This is a genomic window from Streptomyces sp. NPDC002537, assembly GCF_053594975.1.
The window spans coordinates 85,624-103,750 of the sequence record NZ_JBSFWT010000020.1; the positions used below are offsets into that span (position 1 = coordinate 85,624).

An 18,127-nucleotide genomic window follows, 5' to 3' on the forward strand; every position below is an offset into this window, starting at 1 on the left:
AGGTGTCGGGGCACCCCGGTGCTCGAGGTGCCCCGCCGCGGTAGCGGCAAGCGGCTAGAGGCCCGCGGCCCGGGAGAGGTCCAGCTTCAGGGAGGCGAGGACATCCGTCGCGCGGAGACGCGCGTCGGCGAGGGCGATCGCCGATGCCACCGGGACCACGACCTCCAGGTAGCACTTGATCTTCGGCTCCGTGCCCGACGGGCGGACGATGACCCGCGCGCCAGAGACGTTGCCGGACGCGTCCCCGGCCAGCTGGTAGCGGAGGCCGTCCGTGGGCGGCAGCGAGGCGGAACCCTCCGCCAGGTCCTCGGCGGACGTCACCTGCAGCCCGGCCAGGACGGTAGGCGGCTGCACGCGCAGCCGCCGCATCGCGTCGGAGATCAGGGACAGGTCCTCGACGCGCACCGAGAGCTGGTCCGTGGCGTGCAGGCCGTGCTCGACCGCGAGGTCGTCCAGCAGGTCCGTGAGCGTACGGCCGGTCTCCTTGAGCTCGGCGGCCAGCTCGGCGACCAGCAGGGCCGCGGTGATGCCGTCCTTGTCGCGCACGCCCTCGGGGTCGACGCAGTAGCCCAGCGCCTCCTCGTACGCGTACCGCAGACCGTCCACGCGGGCCAGCCACTTGAAGCCGGTCAGGGTCTCCTCGTAGTCGGCGCCGGGGGCCGCGGCCGCGATGCGGGAGAGGAGCGAGGAGGAGACGATCGTCGTCGCGAACGTGCCCTGCGCCTTCTTGTGCACCAGGTGCGTGGCCAGCAGCGCGCCGACCTCGTCGCCGCGCAGCATGCGCCAGCCCGCGTCGGTGTCGGGGTCCGGTACGGCGACGGCGCAGCGGTCCGCGTCCGGGTCGTTGGCGATGATGATGTCCGGCTGCGCCTCGCGGGCCGTGGCGAACGCCAGGTCCATCGCGCCCGGCTCCTCCGGGTTGGGGAAGGAGACGGTGGGGAAGTCCGGGTCGGGCTCCGCCTGCGCGGCGACCACGGTCGGCGCGGGGAACCCGGCGCGCTCGAAGGCGGCGGTCAGGACGGTGCGGCCGACGCCGTGCATGGGCGTGTAGACGACGCGCACGTCCCGGGCGGAGCCGTTGGTCAGGACCGCGTCCGTACGCTCCAGGTAGGCGTCCACGATCGTGTCGCGGAGGGTCTCCCACCCGGCGGAGGGACGGGGCACGTCGTCCAGGCTCGCGACGGCGGCGATCTCGGCGGCGATCTCCGCGTCGGCCGGGGGAACGATCTGGGAGCCGTCGCCGAGGTAGACCTTGTAGCCGTTGTCGCGCGGCGGGTTGTGGCTGGCGGTCACCTCGACGCCCGCGACCGCGCCGAGGTGGCGGATCGCGAAGGCGAGCACGGGGGTGGGCAGCGGCCTCGGGAGCAGCGCGGCCTTCAGCCCGGCGCCGACCATGACGGCGGCGGTGTCCAGTGCGAAGTCGGCGCTCTTGTGGCGGGCGTCGTAGCCGATGACGACGGTGCCGCCGGTGTGGCCCTGCTTCTTGAGGTACGCCGCGAGACCGGCGGCCGCGCGGATCACGACGGCGCGGTTCATACGCATGGGGCCCGCGCCGAGCTCACCGCGGAGGCCCGCCGTACCGAACTGGAGCGTGCCGCCGAAGCGGACGGTCAGCTCGGCGGTGTCCCCGGCGTCGATGAGCCGCGCGAGCTCTTCACGGGTGTCGGGGTCGGGGTCCTCAGCCAGCCAGGCCTTGGCTCGCGCGACGAGGTCTCGCTCCACGGTTTCTCCTCCGGAGGGGTTCAGTGTCTGGGTGCGGGGCGCTGCGCTTTGCCGGGCGGGCCCGTAACCCGGTGTTGCATCGTTGCCCCTACGTCGGGCCGGTAAATCTCAGCCTCATACTCCGTATGGGGCGTGGGGTCCGTGGAGCCGGGGCCGCCTACCGGCGGCGGGGCCTCTTCCTGCCACGACCGCGCCGTCGGCGTCCGACGGCCCGTCGGTGGGGTTTCCCCACCCGCTCCACCCGGAACCCAAGACCGCAAGGCGGGGCCTCCCCGTGCCACCACCCCACCATCGGCGCCCGACGGCCATCACGGGGCGGTCGGGCAGCCGGGATACGGCGGAGGGGGTGGGGCCGGAGGGTGGTGGTCCGGACCGCGGTGCCGGAAGAGGGCACGCAATACGCCTCACAGCAATGGCATCGCGGTACGGACCGCCGGCCCGGAGGACACGCCCCCGGCCCGACCACCCAACAGCCCCAACGGAGCCGCACCGCGATACGGACCCCAGGCCCGACGGCCCCGCGCCCAAGCGGAGCGGCACCGCCCCAGCGGGTTACAGCTTGTCGAGCACCGAAGCCAGCAGGCGCCCCATCGCCGTGGCGGAGTCCCGCCCGGCCTGCAGCACCTCTTCGTGGTTCAGCGGCTCGCCCGTCATGCCCGCGGCCAGGTTGGTGACCAGCGAGATGCCGAGCACCTCCGCGCCCGCCTCGCGGGCGGCGATCGCCTCGAGGGTGGTGGACATGCCGACGAGGTCCGCGCCGAGCGTGCGGATCATCCGGATCTCGGCGGGGGTCTCGTAGTGCGGGCCGGGGAACTGGACGTAGACGCCCTCTTCGAGGGAGGCGTCGACCTCCTGGCACAGCGCGCGCAGGCGCGGCGAGTACAGGTCGGTGAGGTCGACGAAGTTCGCGCCGACGATCGGCGAGGTCGCCGTGAGGTTGATGTGGTCGCTGATCAGCACCGGCTGGCCGGGGCGCATGCCCTCGCGGAGGCCGCCGCAGCCGTTGGTGAGGACGATGGTCTTGCAGCCCGCGGCGACGGAGGTGCGGACGCCGTGGACGACGGAGGCGACGCCGCGGCCCTCGTAGTAGTGCGTGCGGCCGAGGAAGACCAGGACGCGCTTGTCGTTGACCTTGTACGAGCGGACGGTGCCCGCGTGGCCGGCGACGGCGGCGGCGGAGAAGCCCGGGAGCTCGGTGACCGAGAACTCGATCTCCGGGGTGCCGAGGGCTTCGGTGGCGGGAACCCATCCGGAGCCCATGACCAGGGCGACGTCGTGGGTCTCGGCGCCCGTGAGCTCGCGCAGGCGGGCGGCGGCGGCGTCGGCCGCGGCGTACGGGTCGGTCTGGGGGGTAACTGATGCGTTCACGCGGACGAGGGTAGCCGCTATTCGCCTACGCGCGTAGATGTCACTGGCGACGGTGTTCCGATTGTTGCTTTGTGCCTTGTGACGAGACGGATCCGTCACGGCCGCCCGGATCCGTCCCCGGCAGGCTCAGCAGGGCCGCTTCCGGAGCTCCATCACATAGTCGTGGGGCGCCCCGGCGGATTCCGCGGCGTCGGCGATCTCACCCAGATAGCGGGCGGAGGGCAGGCCGCCCTCGTATCCGTTGAGGACGTAGACCCAGGCGGGTTCCTCGCCGTCGAGGGTGTGCACGCGGACCCGCATCCGGCGGTAGATGTCGAGGCCGACGCCCTCCCAACGGTCCATCGAGTCCTCGTCCATCGGGGCGATGTCGTAGAGCGCGACGAAGACCTGGCTGCGCGGCGCCTCGACGACGGTGGCGAGCGCGCCCTCCCAGCCCAGCTGCTCGCCGCCGAAGGTCAGCCGCCAGTCGGCGAGCCAGCCCGTGCCGCGCAGGGGCGAGTGGGGTGCGCGGCGGGACATCAGCCGCGCGTCGAGGTTGCCGGCGTACGCGGCGTAGAGCGACATGGCTCCGAGAGTACGGGAGTGAGGCGGAACGGCATTTGGGGTGGCAGTCTCGAAGGGAGGTTCGTCCGGAACCTCCTGCCGGTCCTCGCACGGATTCGCGTAGGCAGGTACGTAGGGACGCGCGCGGGGATGTGCGTGCGGATGGACGTACGGATGGAGATGCGAATCCACTGGGGGAGGCCCCGGGAGAAGTCGCTTTGATGGGTGCGGGACAATGGAGTACGTGACTCGGATCGTGATCATCGGTGGCGGACCCGGCGGGTATGAAGCGGCGCTCGTCGCCGCGCAACTCGGTGCGGAGGTGACCGTCGTCGACTGCGACGGTCTGGGCGGGGCGTCGGTGCTGACCGACTGCGTGCCCTCGAAGACGCTCATTGCGACGGCGGAAGTGATGACGACCTTCGACTCCTCGTACGAGGAGCTGGGGATCATCGTCGCGGACGACACTCCGCCGCTGGAGCAGACGGCCCGGGTCGTGGGGGTGGATCTGGGCAAGGTCAACCGGCGTGTGAAGCGGCTGGCGCTGGCGCAGTCGCACGACATCACGGCGTCCGTCACCCGGGCCGGCGCGCGCGTGCTGCGCGGCCGCGGCCGGCTGGAGCCGCACCAGGGCCCGGACGGTTCGCGGAAGGTGGTCGTGCGGGCCGCGGACGGCGCCGAGGAGACCCTCGTCGCGGACGCGGTGCTGATCGCCACGGGCGCGCACCCGCGGGAGATCCCGGACGCGCAGCCGGACGGCGAGCGGATCCTGAACTGGACGCAGGTCTACGACCTGGACGAGCTCCCCGAGGAGCTCATCGTGGTCGGCTCGGGCGTCACGGGTGCCGAGTTCGCGGGCGCCTACCAGGCGCTGGGCTCCAGGGTGACGCTGGTCTCCTCGCGGGACCGGGTGCTGCCGGGCGAGGACCCCGACGCGGCGGCGGTGCTGGAGGACGTCTTCCGGCGGCGCGGGATGAACGTGATGGCGCGGTCGCGGGCGCAGTCCGCGAAGCGCGTGGGCGACCGGGTCGAGGTGACGCTGGCCGACGGCCGGGTGATCACCGGTACGCACTGTCTGATGGCGGTCGGCTCGATCCCCAACACGGAGGGGATCGGCCTGGAGGAGGCCGGGGTCCGGCTGGCGGAGTCGGGTCACATCCGGACGGACCGGGTCTCGCGCACCAGCGCGCCGGGCGTCTACGCGGCCGGCGACTGCACCGGTGTGCTGGCGCTCGCGTCGGTCGCGGCGATGCAGGGCCGCATCGCGATGTACCACTTCCTGGGTGACGCGGTGGCACCGCTCAATCTCAAGGCTGTATCCGCGAACGTATTTACGGATCCGGAGATTGCGACGGTCGGTTATACGCAGGCCGATGTCGACAGCGGAAAGATTGACGCGCGGATGGTGAAGCTGCCGCTGCTGCGCAATCCGCGCGCGAAGATGCAGGGCATTCGGGACGGCTTCGTCAAGATGTTCTGCCGCCCGGGTACGGGCATCGTGGTCGGCGGTGTCGTGGTCGCGCCGCGGGCGAGCGAGCTGATTCACCCCATTTCGATCGCGGTCGACAACAACTTGACCGTGGAGCAGATCGCCAACGCGTTCACCGTCTACCCGTCGCTGTCCGGCTCGCTCGCCGAGGTGGCACGCCAGTTGCACACGCGGAAGACGCAGCGCGAGGGGTAGCGAGGGGTGGTGAGGAGGGAGGCGTAACGGACCGAGGGCTTCCCTATATCACGGCTCACGCTCCGCAGCGGACAACTTCCGTTAATTGCTGCAACCTGCTGAAAACGGATGGTCGTTGGCGTTACTGTCGGTTTCGTGTTCGCTGCAGAACGTCGTCAATTGATCCTCGAAATGGTGCGGGCAAATGGGGCGGTTTCGCTCCGTGAGCTCGCCCGCGTCGTCCAGACCTCCGAAGTGACCGTACGGCGGGACGTGCGGGCACTGGAGGCAGAAGGACTGCTCGACCGCCGGCACGGCGGTGCGGTGCTGCCGGGCGGTTTCACCAGGGAATCCGGCTTCCCGCAGAAATCCCATCTAGCGACCGCGGAGAAGACGGCCATCGCCGACCTGGCGGCGAGCTTCGTCGAGGAGGGCGAGGCGGTCGTCGTCGGTGCCGGCACGACCACGCAGGAGCTGGCCCGTCGGCTCGCGCGTGTGCCGGGTCTGACCGTGGTCACCAACTCCCTGCTCGTCGCGCAGGCACTGGCGCATGCCAACCGGGTCGAGGTCGTGATGACCGGCGGCACGCTGCGCGGTTCCAACTACGCCCTGGTCGGCAGCGGGGCGGAGCAGTCGCTGCACGGGCTGCGGGTGTCGAGAGCGTTCCTGTCGGGGAGCGGGCTGACCGCCGAGCGCGGCCTGTCCACGTCCAACATGCTCTCCGCGAGCGTGGACCGGGCGCTGGTGCAGGCCGCGGCGGAGGTGGTGGTGCTGGCGGACCATACGAAGCTGGGCACCGACACCATGTTCCAGACGGTGCCCACGGACGTGATCACGCGGCTGGTCACGGACGAGCCCCCGGCGCACGACGACCGGGCCGCCACGGAGCTCCAGGCGCTCGCAGACCAGGGCGTCCACATCTCGGTCGCCGGGCCCGGCGCGGGGTCGGGCTCGGGACCGTCGGGCGTCCCCGGCGGGGGCGAGGCGGTGCCGCCGTCCCGTCGCCGCGACGTCCCGCTGCCGGGCCAGCGGCGCACGCATCCGCTGGGTCCGGGCCAGCCGTCCGGGCCGGGGCAGGGGGGTCCGCCGGGGCCCCAGCTCCGCAGCGCGGTCTCCCTGGGCGACCAGGGGACGGCGCGGGTGGCGGACCTGGCGCCCAGGCGGCGCTGACGCGGTGTGTCCTCAGGCGCCGGGGCAGTCCCGACCGGCGCCGGAGGGCGCCCGCAGACCGGTGAGCGTCAGCATCAGGAGCCGGTCGGCGAGACCGGGGTCGTCCGGGGACTGCTCCACGGCCAGGGAGATCGCGTTGGTCAGCTGCATCAGATCGACGATGCCCACGTCCGCCCGGACGGCCCCGGCGCCCTGGGCGCGGGCGAGCAGTTCGCTGCCCGCCTCCCGCATGGGCAGGCTGCACCGCGACAGCGCGGACGCCTCGTCGCTCTGCGCGGCCATCAGGGCGCGCGACAGCCCCCGGTAGGTGCTGGCGTGCGCCACGATGGCGCGCAGCCAGTCCACCAGCGCCCGGCAGGGCTCGGGCGAGGCCAGCAACTCCCGGGAGCGGGTGAGCAGCCCGTCGACCTCGCCCTGGAAGACGGCGCTCATCAGGGCCGTGCGGTTGGGGAAATGCCGGTAGAGCGTCCCGATGCCGACGCCCGCGCGCCGGGCGATGTCTTCCAGGGAGGCGTCCGTGCCGTGTGCGGTGAAGGCGGTGCGGGCCTCCGCGAGCAGCCGCTCGTAGTTCCGCCGCGCGTCCGCGCGCATGGGCCGTGGTGACGCCTGTGTGGTCTCCGTGGTCATTGCCGCCGATCCTCCCTGTGACTCCCCGCCCGTAAAGAATGCCACTGGCACCCCCGTGGGGTTCCGCCGTTCGGGTAGCCCCGCGTACGCGGGTGCGGCCGCGCGGCCCCGGGAACGCCTTCGGGCCCGGCCGTGTGCACGGCCGGGCCCGAAGGCTTCGCTGCGGGACGTCAGTCCTTGATCTCGCAGATGGTGGCGCCGGACGAGACCGAGGCGCCGACCTCGGCGTTGATGCCCTTGACGGTGCCCGCCTTGTGGGCGTTCAGGGGCTGCTCCATCTTCATCGCCTCCAGGACCACGATGAGCTCGCCCTCGGCGACCTCCTGGCCCTCCTCGACGGCGACCTTGACGATCGTGCCCTGCATCGGGGACGTCAGGGCGTCACCCGAGGCGGCGGACCCGGCCTTCTTCGTCGCGCGCCGCTTGGGCTTGGCGCCGCCGGCCGCGGCGGTGCGGGCGATCGTCATGCCCAGCGAGGACGGGAGGGAGACCTCCAGGCGCTTGCCGCCGACCTCGACCACGACGGTCTCGCGGCCCGCGGCCTCCTCCTCGTCCTCGGTGACCGCGCCCGCGAAGGGCTGGATCTCGTTGACGAACTCGGTCTCGATCCAGCGGGTGTGCACGCGGAACGGGTCCGAGGTGAAGGCGGGGTCGGTGACGACGGCCCGGTGGAAGGGGATGGCGGTGGCCATGCCCTCGACCGTGAACTCGCCCAGCGCGCGGGCCGCGCGCTGCAGGGCCTGCTCACGGGTGGCGCCGGTGACGATCAGCTTGGCCAGCAGGGAGTCCCAGGCCGGGCCGATCACCGAGCCGGACTCCACGCCCGCGTCCAGGCGGACGCCGGGGCCGGAGGGCGCGTCGAAGCGGGTGACGGTGCCGGGCGCGGGCAGGAAGTTGCGGCCCGGGTCCTCGCCGTTGATGCGGAACTCGAAGGAGTGGCCGCGCAGCTGCGGGTCGTCGTAGCCGAGTTCCTCGCCGTCGGCGATGCGGAACATCTCGCGCACCAGGTCGATGCCGGTGACCTCTTCGGTGACCGGGTGCTCGACCTGGAGCCGGGTGTTGACCTCCAGGAAGGAGATCGTGCCGTCCTGGCCGACGAGGAACTCGCAGGTGCCCGCGCCCTCGTAACCGGCCTCGCGCAGGATGGCCTTGGAGGCGCGGTAGAGCTCGGCGTTCTGCTCCTCGGACAGGAACGGCGCCGGGGCCTCCTCGACCAGCTTCTGGTGGCGGCGCTGGAGGGAGCAGTCACGGGTGGAGACCACGACCACGTTGCCGTGCTTGTCGGCCAGGCACTGGGTCTCGACGTGGCGGGGCCGGTCCAGGTAGCGCTCGACGAAGCACTCGCCGCGGCCGAACGCGGCCACGGCCTCGCGGACCGCGGAGTCGTAGAGCTCCGGGACCTCTTCGAGGGTGCGGGCGACCTTCAGACCGCGGCCGCCACCGCCGAAGGCGGCCTTGATGGCGATCGGCAGGCCGTGCTCCTCGGCGAAGGCCACGACCTCCGCGGCGCCGGAGACCGGGTCGGGGGTGCCCGCGACCAGCGGCGCACCGGCGCGCTGGGCGATATGACGGGCCGCCACCTTGTCGCCGAGGTCGCGGATGGCCTGCGGCGGCGGGCCGATCCAGATCAGCCCGGCGTCGAGGACGGCCTGCGCGAACTCGGCGTTCTCGGACAGGAAGCCGTACCCCGGGTGGACGGCGTCCGCCCCCGACTCCGCCGCTGCGGCAAGCACCTTGGCCACGTCGAGGTAGCTCGTCGCCGGGGTGTCACCGCCCAGCGCGTATGCCTCGTCGGCTACGCGGACGTGCAATGCGTCACGGTCCGGGTCGGCGTAGACCGCCACACTCCCGATCCCGGCGTCCCGGCATGCACGAGCGACGCGGACAGCGATTTCGCCACGGTTGGCGATGAGCACCTTGCGCACGATGACTCCCTCCTTGAAACAAGGTGAGTTTAGGTACAGGCAACACTCCATGCCGACCCGACTCCCGGGGTGAGCTTGCCCACACGGAGCGTGAAAGACCGTCCGGGCGAGGCCGGGAAATCCCAGTTCTCCCACCGTACGCCGGGTTCCGTGACCGAGGACGGGTGCGCTCTGTGGGCAAGGTCTCGATCAATGTTCCCGATCTTCGGCGCGCTTTCTTTGTGGAGTCCCTACGAAGGGGTGACACAAAGTTTGCGCGGTCGCCGGACTGCCGACGTGGACGACCGGGCGGACTGCTCCCCTCCTCTTGTGCCCCCTGTCTCCGGTGTACCCATCGGTAGCGCCCGCGCCGCCTCTACTCGGGGGTAACCACCCGCCCGAGCGGAGCACCGGCGGAGCGCCGGGGTCCGCATCAGTGCGCCGGAGCGTCCACGGCGTACTGACGGGCAGCCAGCCTCCCGGCCTCCGCCGCCACCTGGCGCAGCGTCCCGGCGAGTTGCCCCTTGCGCTCGTGGAACTCCGCCAGCGGCAGCGCCGCGGAGACGGCCGTGACCGGACCGCCGTCCGCGACCGGCACCGGCACGGCCAGGCACGCCACTCCCGGCGCGCACTCCTCGATCTCCACCGCGATGCCCTCCCGTCGCACCCGGCGCAGCTGTCGGTCCAGCAGTTCCGGCGAGGTGACGGTGCGGGGCGTGAGGGCCCGCATACCGGTCGCGGCGAGGTAGCGCGCGCGGGCGGCCCGGGGGAGGGCGGAGAGCAGCACCTTGCCGTGGGCGGTGGCGTGCCCGTCGGCGTCCTGCCCGACGGTGAAGCCACCGGTCGGCACGGAAGCGGAGGTTCCGGCGAGGACGGCGATGTCCCCGTCCCGGTAGGTGCTGAAGTAGGTGTCCGCGCCCGCCGCCCGCCGGGCCGTGAGCAGCAGCCCGTGCACCTCGTCGTCCAGCCGCATCTGGCGCTGGAACGCGCGGTGCAGGGACGGTACGCGGTAGCCCAGGGTGTAGCCGCCGGCGGTCCGTACGACATGGCCCCGGGCCGTGAGGGCGCCCAGCAGCTCGTAGACCGTGGACAGCCCGCAGCCGGTCGCGCGGGCGAGGGCCTTGGCGGTCACGGGCCCGGCGGAGCCCGCCACGGCGTCGAGGACGTCGAGGGCGCGGTCCACGGACTGGGGCATGACGGCGGGCTCCTTCGGGGGCGGTGCGGCGGTGCCGGGCGGACCCTCCAGCTTGGCACAGCCCCCGGGCGGGGCCCCGGCTCAGCCCTTGAGCGGGACCCGCTCGCGCAGCAGGTCGACGAACGCCCGCATCCACGCCGGGTGGTCGTTCCACGCCCGCGCCGACACCATGTTGCCGTCCACGACCGCCTCCGCGTCCACGAACGTCCCGCCCGCCAGGCGTACGTCGGGCGCGCACGCGGGCCACGCCGCGGTCCTGCGGCCCTGGAGCACGCCCAGCGGGGCGAGGGCGACGACCGCGTGGCAGATGTGCGCGACCGGCTTGTCCGCGGCGAAGAAGGACGTGATGATCCGCTGGAAGTCCGGGTCCATCCGCAGGAACTCGGGTGCCCGGCCGCCCGGGATGACCAGGGCCGCGTAGTCCGCGGGGTGCACCTGCGCCAGGGCGATGTCGGCGGGCCAGGTGTGGCCGGGCTTCTCGGTGTAGGTGTCGAAGTCCGTCACGAAGTCGTGCACCACGAACTGGAGCTTCTTCACGGTCGGCGCGGCGATGTCGACGTCGTACCCCTCCTCCAGCAGCCGCTGGTACGGGTACATGACCTCGAGGTCCTCGGCTGCGTCGCCGGTCGTGATGAGGATCTTCGGCATGGCTGGCGCTCCTTGGGATCGGCTAACCCGAATATGCGCCGGGGCGCGGACCAGGAAACCGAACAAACGCCGTTCCGGGGCACGCCCGACCGTCAACCGTGCGGCGGGGTAACCCACTTCAGGGTGAAGGGTTGTTCCGCCGGGCGCGGTCCGCGCATTTCCGGGGCATGCCCCCGAGTGGCGCAAGGGATGGTGACCGACGTGCCCCGACCTCGTTCATTGGGCATGATCAAGCGCATTGCAGCCGCCGCCGCTCTTACCGGCGCCGCCCTGACCATGACCGCAGCCGCCGCCTCCGCGGCGCCCATGCCACACCCCGTCGCGAGCGCCGGGGACGTCTTCGCCCCGCCGCACATGTCCCCACCCGTGGACCCGCCCAAGGGCAACCAGGACATGAGCATCTACCCCGGCGCCACCAAGCAGATCGACAACGGACTGAAGCAGACCAACCAGCTCGGCCAGGCGGCCAAGGCTTTCGAGGCGCTCGACCCGGTGCTGGGCCTCGTCCGCCCCGTCACCAGCCTGCTGCCGATGTAGCCGTCACACCCACAGGTCGGTGACCGCGATCCCCAGCTCGGCGAGGAGCGTGCGGAGCAGGGGGAGCGACAGGCCGATGACGTTGCCGTGGTCGCCGTCGATGCCCTCGACGAAGGGCGCGGACCGGCCGTCGAGGGTGAAGGCACCCGCGACGTGCAGCGGCTCGCCGGAGGCCACGTACGCGGCGATCTCGGCGTCGTCGGGCTCGCCGAACCGCACCGTCGTGGAGGCGGTCGCGGACACGCGGCGGCCGGTTGTCGTGTCGATCACGCAGTGGCCGGTCCGGAGCTCCCCGGACCGGCCGCGCATCGTCTTCCAGCGGGCGGTGGCCTCCTCGGCGTCCGCCGGCTTGCCGAGGGCCTGCCCGTCCAGTTCCAGCACCGAGTCGCAGCCCACGACCAGTGCCCCCGCCGCCTCCGGCCGCGCGGCCACGGCCGCCGCCTTGGCCTCGGCGAGGACCCGGGCGAGCTCGCCGGGCGTCGGGGCGGTGAGCGCGTCCTCGTCCACCCCGCTGACGATCACTTCGGGTGCGAACCCCGCGCCGCGGAGCAGCCCGAGGCGGGCGGGGGACTGGGAGGCGAGGACGAGGCGGCGCTGAGCGGTCATCCCGCCATCGTAGACAACGCCCGCCCCGCTACTTGTCGATCACCGCTTCCATGACCTTCTTGGCGATGGGGCCCGCGAGGCCGCCGCCGGAGATCTCGTCGCGGTCGATGCCCGAGCCCTCGGGGTCGATGAAGACGGCGACCGCGACCGGCGAGCCGTCGCCCTGCTTGGCGTAGGAGACGAACCAGGCGTACGGCAGCTTCTCGTTGTTGACGCCGTGCTGGGCCGTGCCGGTCTTCGCGCCGACCGTGACGCCGTCGATCAGGGCCTTCTTGCCGGTGCCGTTCTCGGCGGTGTTCTCCATCATCGTCTGCACCTTCTTCGCCGTGTCGGCGGAGACGGCCTGCTTCATCAGCTCGGGCTTGTGCTTCTCCAGCACGGTCAGGTCGGGGCCGCGCAGCTCCTCCACCATGTAGGGCTTCATCAGCTTGCCGTCGTTGGCGAGCCCGGCGGTCATCATCGCGATCTGCAGCGGGGTGCTGTCGAGGCTGCCCTGGCCCATGCCGGTCAGCGCGGTCTGCGGCCGGTCGAGCTTCTTGGGGTAGATGCTCTCCACCGCGCGGACGGGGATGTCCACCTTGGGGTTGTTGAAGCCGAAGTTCTCCGCGGTCTCGCGCATCTTGTCCACGCCCAGCTTGTCGGCCAGGTCGAGGAAGACGTTGTTGCACGACCACTGCAGACCGGACTTGAGGGAGCCCTTGTCGCAGTCCGGGGTCTGTACGTCGTTGCGGACGTAGGTGGTGGTGAGGGGGAGCTTGTACGGGGTGGGGGCGTCGCCCTTGGCGTTGATGTCCGTGACCACGCCGTGTTCGAGGGCCGCCGCCGCGGTGAGGATCTTGAAGGTGGAGCCCGGCGGGTAGCGGTCCTTGAGCGCCCGGTTCAGCAGCGGCTTGTCCTTGTCGGCCTCCAGCTTCTTCCAGGCGTCCCCGTCCTTGGTCCGGTCGCCGGCGAAGACCGACGGGTCGTACGAGGGCGTCGAGGCGAGGGCCAGCACCTTGCCGGTGCGCGGGTCGAGTGCCACGACGGCGCCCTTGTACTTGCCGAGGCCCTCGTAGGCGGCCTTCTGTGCCTTCGGGTCGATGGTGGTGACCACGTCGCCGCCGCGCGGCTTCTTGCCGGTGAGCATGTCGGTGGTGTGCTGGAAGAGGAGCTTGTCGTCCCGGCCGCTCAGCAGCTTGTCGTTGAGGCTCTCCAGCTGCGAGCTCTGGTAGATCTGCGAGGAGTAGCCGGTGACGGGGGCGTACAGCGGCCCGTCCGTGTAGACGCGCTTGTACCTGAAGTCGCTGCCCGTGGTCTCCACGGACCCCGTTATCGACTTGCCGCCGACGATGATGTTGCCGCGGGGCTGGGCGAAGGTGTCGATCCTCACCCGCCGGTTGTGCTCGTTCTCCGACAACTCCTTGTTGCGGACGAACTGCACCCACGTGGCCTGGGCCATGAGGGCGAGCACGAGCACGCCGACGAAGACGGACACGTGACGCACGGGTTTGTTCATGAGCTGACGCACTCCCGGATTCGCGGCATTTCACAGGTGATGACGTGAATGCCGGGAATTTGGTTGCACGAGTGACGCGAGTGACGGGTGTGTCAGGCGAGCACGTCAGGCGGGTGTGTCAGAGGTTCACCCCGAGCAGGAGGAACAGCGCCACCACACCGATGGCCAGCACGAGGCCCGCCCGGCGGAGCATCGCCTGGGCCTCGCGCAGCTCCTCGGGCGGCTCTTCGGGCGGGTCTGACCACAGCATGGCTCCCATGCTGTGGCCGGACCCGCCGCAGCGCCTGAGTACGCGTACTCAGGCGCTCGGGCAAGGCCCGGTCAGGCCGGCCAGTACGAGGTCCGCCAGGCCCGCGGGCCCGGCCGGGACGTGCGCCGGGCGGCGACGCGGCGGGCCGGGTCGGCCCACTCGGTGCGGGCGGTGCCCTCCGGCGCGGCGGCCGCCCGTGCCGCCGCGCGGGCCTGGACCACCGCCAGGGCGGCGGCCAGCTCCTCGGGTGTCGGATTGCCCCGTACGACCTTGATCATGGTCAGCTCCTCGGCGGCGCGGGATCTACAGCGGGATGTTGCCGTGCTTCTTCGGCGGCAGCGCCTCGCGCTTGTCGCGCAGGGCCCGCAGGCCGCGCACGATGTGGGCGCGCGTCTCGTGCGGCATGATCACCGCGTCGACGTAGCCGCGCTCGGCGGCCGTGTACGGGTTGAGCAGCGCGTCCTCGTAGTCCGCGATGAGCCCGGCGCGCAGCTCCTCCTGCTCCTCGGGCGTCTCCGCCGCCGCGAGCGTCCGCCGGTGCAGGATGTTGACCGCGCCCTGCGCGCCCATGACCGCGATCTGCGCGGTGGGCCAGGCGAGGTTGAGGTCCGCGCCGAGGTGCTTGGAGCCCATCACGTCGTACGCGCCGCCGAACGCCTTGCGGGTGATCACCGTGATCAGCGGCACCGTCGCCTCGGCGTACGCGTAGATCAGCTTGGCGCCGCGCCGGATGATGCCGTTGTACTCCTGGTCGGTGCCCGGGAGGAAGCCGGGCACGTCCACGAAGGTCAGCACCGGGACGTTGAACGCGTCGCAGGTCCGGACGAACCGGGCCGCCTTCTCGCTCGCGTTGATGTCCAGGCAGCCCGCGAACTGCAGCGGCTGGTTGGCGACCACCCCGACCGGATGGCCCTCGACCCGGCCGAAGCCCGTGACCATGTTCGGCGCGAACAGGGCCTGGGTCTCCAGGAACTCGCCGTCGTCCAGCACGTGCTCGATGGCGGTGTGCATGTCGTACGGCTGGTTCGCGGAGTCCGGGATCAGCGCGTCGAGTTCGCGGTCCGCGCCCGACACCGCGAGGTCCGCCTCCTCGGGGAAGGCGGGCGGCTCCGAGAGGTTGTTGGAGGGCAGGTAGGACAGCAGCGCCTTGACGTACTCGATGGCGTCCTTCTCGTCGCCCGCCATGTGGTGCGCCACGCCCGAGGTGGTGTTGTGCGTACGGGCGCCGCCCAGTTCCTCGAAGCCGACGTCCTCACCGGTGACGGTCTTGATGACGTCGGGGCCGGTGATGAACATGTGCGAGGTCTGATCGACCATCACCGTGAAGTCGGTGATGGCGGGGGAGTAGACCGCACCGCCCGCGCAGGGGCCGACGATCAGGGAGATCTGCGGGACCACCCCGGAGGCGTGCACATTGCGGCGGAAGATCTCGGCGAACAGCCCGAGCGCGACCACGCCCTCCTGAATGCGGGCGCCGCCACCGTCGTTGATGCCGACGACCGGACAGCCGTTCTTCAGTGCGAAGTCCATGACCTTGACGATCTTCTCGCCGTAGACCTCGCCCAGCGAGCCGCCGAAAATCGTGAAGTCCTGTGAATAGACGCAGATCGTCCGGCCGTCGACCGTGCCGTAGCCGGTGACGACACCGTCCCCGTACGGCCGGTTCCTCTCGATGCCGAAGTTGGTCGAGCGGTGCCGGGCGAACTCGTCCAGCTCCACGAAGGAACCCTCGTCCAGCAGCAGTTCGATGCGCTCACGGGCCGTCAACTTGCCCTTCGCGTGCTGCTTCTCCACCGCCCGCGCGGAGCCTGCGTGGGTCGCCTCCTCGATCCGGCGCTGGAGGTCCGCGAGCTTGCCCGCGGTGGTGTGGATGTCGATGGCGTCGGATCCACGGGTGGTGTCTGGCTCGGACATCGGGATGCGGCTCCTGCTCGTCCAGAGGGTGGGCTGACTGGGCTACCGGTTCGTAGCGTATCCGCGCGGATGCGCTGCGGCGGTGCGTCGTTGGCCACACCCGTCCCGGTGCCGACGCCTCCTATGGTGGCTCCCATGACACCCTCCGACTCCTCGGGCAACCGCTGGTCCGACCTCGACCGTCCCCCCCTCAACACCACCGCCCTCCGCCGCGGGCTGCTGCGCCCCGACGGGCTGTGGACCTCCCTCGACGTGGTCGCCCGCACCGGCTCCACCAACTCGGACCTGGTCGCCGCCGCCGCGTCCGGCACCGCGACGGAGGGCGCGGTACTGATCGCCGAGGAGCAGTCGGCCGGTCGCGGACGGCTGGACCGCACCTGGTCGGCGCCGCCGCGCTCCGGGCTCTTCCTCTCCGTGCTCCTCACCCCCGGCCCGGACGTGCCCGCCGAGCGCTGGGGCTGGCTGCCGCTGCTCACCGGCGTGGCCACGGCCGCCGCGCTCTCCCGCGCCGCCGGCGTCGACACGGCCCTGAAGTGGCCCAACGACCTGCTGGTCACCGTCGACGGCGCGGAGCGGAAGACCGGCGGCATCCTCGCCGAACGCACCGGTGACAGCGTTGTCGTGGGCATCGGCCTGAACGTGTCGCTGCGCGCCGACGAACTCCCCGTCCCCACCGCGGGCTCGCTGGCCCTGGCCGGGGCGCAGGCCGTGGACCGCGATCCACTGCTGCGGGCCGTGCTCCGCTCCCTGGAGGAGTGGTACGGCGAGTGGCGGCGCGCCGGGGGCGATCCCGGCGCGTGCCGCCTCATGGAGGCGTACGCGGCGGGCTGCGCCACGCTCGGCCGGACCGTCCGGGCCGAACTGCCCGGCGGGCACGAGCTGGTCGGGGAGGCTGTGGCCGTGGACGGGGACGGCCGGCTGGTGCTGGCGACGGGCGAGGGAGTGCAGCGGCCGGTGGGCGCGGGCGACATCGTTCATCTGAGGCCCGCCCCGTCGGAAGAGTGAGCTACGGCACACCTGTCGTATCGTTGTGCCCGGAACCTAAGCGAGCAGTGATCGGCAGGGCAGTGCGCACGGATCGGACAGGGGGCGGGCGGTGACCGCCGACGGTAGGGGGACCTCCCGTGCCGTTGAGGCCGCGGGGGAGAACGGCACCGCGCGTGCGAACGCCGGCGGGGCCGAGGGCCGCGCCGACGAGGTCGGCGCGGGGAACGGTACGGACGGTACGGAGAGCGGCGCGGGGAACGGGGCCGCCAAGGGCGTCGACGACTACGGCGACGAGGGCGGCGACCCCATCGCCCTGCGGCTGGAGTCGCTGATCCTCGGCGCCGAGCGGCGCTACACCCCCTTCCAGGCGGCGCGCGCGGCCGGGGTCTCCATGGACCTGGCCGCCCGCTTCTGGCGCGCCATGGGCTTCGCCGACATCGGCCAGGCCCGCGCGCTGACCGAGGCGGACGTCCTGGCACTGCGGCGGCTCGCCGGTCTGGTCGAGGCCGGACTGCTCAGCGAGCCCATGGCGGTGCAGGTCGCCCGGTCCACCGGGCAGACCACGGCCCGGCTCGCCGACTGGCAGATCGACTCCTTCCTGGAGGGGCTGACCGAGCCTCAGGAACCGGGCATGACCCGGACGGAGATCACCTATCCGCTGGTCGAGCTGCTGCTGCCGGAGCTGGAGGAGTTCCTCGTCTACGTCTGGCGGCGGCAGCTCGCCGCCGCCACCGGCCGCGTCGTCCAGGCGCAGGACGACGCGGAGATGGTCGACCGGCGGCTGGCCGTCGGCTTCGCCGACCTCGTGGGCTTCACCCGCCTGACGCGCCGCCTGGAGGAGGAGGAACTCGGCGAACTGGTCGAGGCCTTCGAGACCACCGCCGCGGACCTGGTGGCGGCGCACGGCGGCCGCCTGATCAAGACCCTCGGCGACGAGGTGCTGTACGCGGCCGACGACGCGGGCACCGCCGCCGAGATCGGCCTGCGGCTGATCGAGACCATGACCCACGACGAGACGATGCCGGAGCTGCGCGTCGGCATCGCCTTCGGCACGGTCACGACGCGCATGGGCGACGTCTTCGGCACCACCGTGAACCTGGCGTCCCGGCTGACGTCGATAGCGCCGAAGGACGCGGTCCTGGTGGACGGGGCGTTCGCGGAGGAACTGGCACGGAGCGGGGACGCGCCGAAGTCCGAGGCGGAGGTGGGGCCGGAGACGGAGTCCCAGTACCGCTTCGCTCTCCAGCCGATGTGGCAGCGGCCGGTGCGGGGGCTCGGCGTGGTCGAGCCTTGGCTTTTGACGCGGCGTAGTTGACCACTTCGCTGCGCGGCTCCGTCTGTGCTCGGCCGCGGGCCGGTTCGCGCCTGCGGCGGGCTTTTTCCCCAGCCCCGCCCCTTCCCGCTGCATCCGATGCGCGGCTCCGCCGCGGCCGGGGCTCCGCCCCGCGACCCCCGCCCGGCTGCGGGCCGGTGGGCGCTTTGTTCCCCAGCCCCGCCC

17 protein-coding genes are annotated in these 18,127 nt (G+C 72.0%); 5 read left to right on the forward strand and 12 right to left on the reverse strand.

The features are described 5' to 3' along the window. Positions 1–54: 54 nt before the first annotated feature. From ACWD4A_RS12355 to ACWD4A_RS12365, 3 genes are all read right to left on the reverse strand, one after another. Positions 55–1,722, reverse strand: coding sequence for a phospho-sugar mutase (locus tag ACWD4A_RS12355; protein ID WP_451192785.1), 1,668 nt, complete (start codon positions 1,720–1,722; stop codon positions 55–57). 552 nt (positions 1,723–2,274) lie between these two features. Further along, positions 2,275–3,090, reverse strand: coding sequence for a purine-nucleoside phosphorylase (locus ACWD4A_RS12360; protein WP_451192787.1), 816 nt, complete (start codon positions 3,088–3,090; stop codon positions 2,275–2,277). A gap of 126 nt (positions 3,091–3,216) precedes the next feature. Further along, entirely contained in the window at positions 3,217–3,654 is a 438-nt protein-coding gene (locus tag ACWD4A_RS12365; protein WP_116213584.1) for a gamma-glutamylcyclotransferase, read from the reverse strand. Positions 3,655–3,868: 214 nt separating this feature from the next. Between ACWD4A_RS12365 and ACWD4A_RS12370 the strand changes: the two genes are divergently transcribed. Next, positions 3,869–5,317 carry an NAD(P)H-quinone dehydrogenase gene (locus ACWD4A_RS12370; protein WP_451192790.1) on the forward strand — a complete coding sequence of 483 codons (1,449 nt, stop codon included), beginning with the start codon at positions 3,869–3,871 and terminating at the stop codon, positions 5,315–5,317. 108 nt (positions 5,318–5,425) lie between these two features. Beyond that, a complete protein-coding gene (locus ACWD4A_RS12375) occupies positions 5,426–6,466 on the forward strand; it encodes a DeoR/GlpR family DNA-binding transcription regulator (protein WP_451192793.1) in 1,041 nt (346 codons plus the stop codon). Between the two features lie 12 nt (positions 6,467–6,478). Here the strand turns inward: ACWD4A_RS12375 and ACWD4A_RS12380 are convergent, their stop codons facing one another. The 4 genes from ACWD4A_RS12380 to ACWD4A_RS12395 all read right to left on the reverse strand — a co-directional run bounded on the left by ACWD4A_RS12380 (position 6,479) and on the right by ACWD4A_RS12395 (position 10,840). Further along, positions 6,479–7,093, reverse strand: coding sequence for a TetR/AcrR family transcriptional regulator (locus tag ACWD4A_RS12380; RefSeq protein WP_451192797.1), 615 nt, complete (start codon positions 7,091–7,093; stop codon positions 6,479–6,481). Between the two features lie 170 nt (positions 7,094–7,263). Next, positions 7,264–9,018: an ATP-binding protein gene (locus tag ACWD4A_RS12385; RefSeq protein ID WP_451192799.1), complete on the reverse strand. Its 1,755-nt coding sequence runs from the start codon at positions 9,016–9,018 to the stop codon at positions 7,264–7,266. A gap of 412 nt (positions 9,019–9,430) precedes the next feature. Further along, positions 9,431–10,192 carry an IclR family transcriptional regulator gene (locus ACWD4A_RS12390; RefSeq protein ID WP_451192801.1) on the reverse strand — a complete coding sequence of 254 codons (762 nt, stop codon included), beginning with the start codon at positions 10,190–10,192 and terminating at the stop codon, positions 9,431–9,433. 81 nt (positions 10,193–10,273) lie between these two features. Beyond that, the gene (locus tag ACWD4A_RS12395) at positions 10,274–10,840 is read right to left on the reverse strand and encodes a DJ-1/PfpI family protein (protein WP_451192803.1); all 567 of its coding nucleotides are present in this window, start codon (positions 10,838–10,840) and stop codon (positions 10,274–10,276) included. A gap of 225 nt (positions 10,841–11,065) precedes the next feature. On the opposite strand from ACWD4A_RS12395, the gene ACWD4A_RS12400 reads away from it, so the two are divergent. After that, positions 11,066–11,377 carry a hypothetical protein gene (locus ACWD4A_RS12400; RefSeq protein WP_451192805.1) on the forward strand — a complete coding sequence of 104 codons (312 nt, stop codon included), beginning with the start codon at positions 11,066–11,068 and terminating at the stop codon, positions 11,375–11,377. Positions 11,378–11,380: 3 nt separating this feature from the next. Here ACWD4A_RS12400 and ACWD4A_RS12405 read toward each other — a convergent pair whose 3' ends face one another. The 5 genes from ACWD4A_RS12405 to ACWD4A_RS12425 form a co-directional block, all read right to left on the reverse strand. Continuing rightward, entirely contained in the window at positions 11,381–11,983 is a 603-nt protein-coding gene (locus tag ACWD4A_RS12405) for a nucleoside triphosphate pyrophosphatase (RefSeq protein WP_451192808.1), read from the reverse strand. A gap of 28 nt (positions 11,984–12,011) precedes the next feature. Next, on the reverse strand, positions 12,012–13,478 hold the full coding sequence (locus ACWD4A_RS12410) for a peptidoglycan D,D-transpeptidase FtsI family protein (protein ID WP_451192810.1): 1,467 nt from the start codon (positions 13,476–13,478) through the stop codon (positions 12,012–12,014). A gap of 118 nt (positions 13,479–13,596) precedes the next feature. Then, positions 13,597–13,728 (reverse strand): morphogenic membrane protein MmpB, encoded by a 132-nt coding sequence (gene mmpB, locus ACWD4A_RS12415; protein ID WP_451192812.1) that lies wholly within the window; start codon positions 13,726–13,728, stop codon positions 13,597–13,599. 71 nt (positions 13,729–13,799) lie between these two features. After that, a complete protein-coding gene (locus tag ACWD4A_RS12420; protein ID WP_451192815.1) occupies positions 13,800–14,006 on the reverse strand; it encodes an acyl-CoA carboxylase epsilon subunit in 207 nt (68 codons plus the stop codon). 25 nt (positions 14,007–14,031) lie between these two features. Beyond that, a complete protein-coding gene (locus tag ACWD4A_RS12425; protein WP_451192817.1) occupies positions 14,032–15,642 on the reverse strand; it encodes an acyl-CoA carboxylase subunit beta in 1,611 nt (536 codons plus the stop codon). A 135-nt stretch (positions 15,643–15,777) separates the two neighbouring features. Here ACWD4A_RS12425 and ACWD4A_RS12430 point away from each other — a divergent pair, with 135 nt between their 5' ends. Further along, on the forward strand, positions 15,778–16,647 hold the full coding sequence (locus ACWD4A_RS12430; protein ID WP_451192819.1) for a biotin--[acetyl-CoA-carboxylase] ligase: 870 nt from the start codon (positions 15,778–15,780) through the stop codon (positions 16,645–16,647). A gap of 91 nt (positions 16,648–16,738) precedes the next feature. Continuing rightward, on the forward strand, positions 16,739–17,944 hold the full coding sequence (locus tag ACWD4A_RS12435; RefSeq protein WP_451192820.1) for an adenylate/guanylate cyclase domain-containing protein: 1,206 nt from the start codon (positions 16,739–16,741) through the stop codon (positions 17,942–17,944). Positions 17,945–18,127 lie beyond the last annotated feature (183 nt).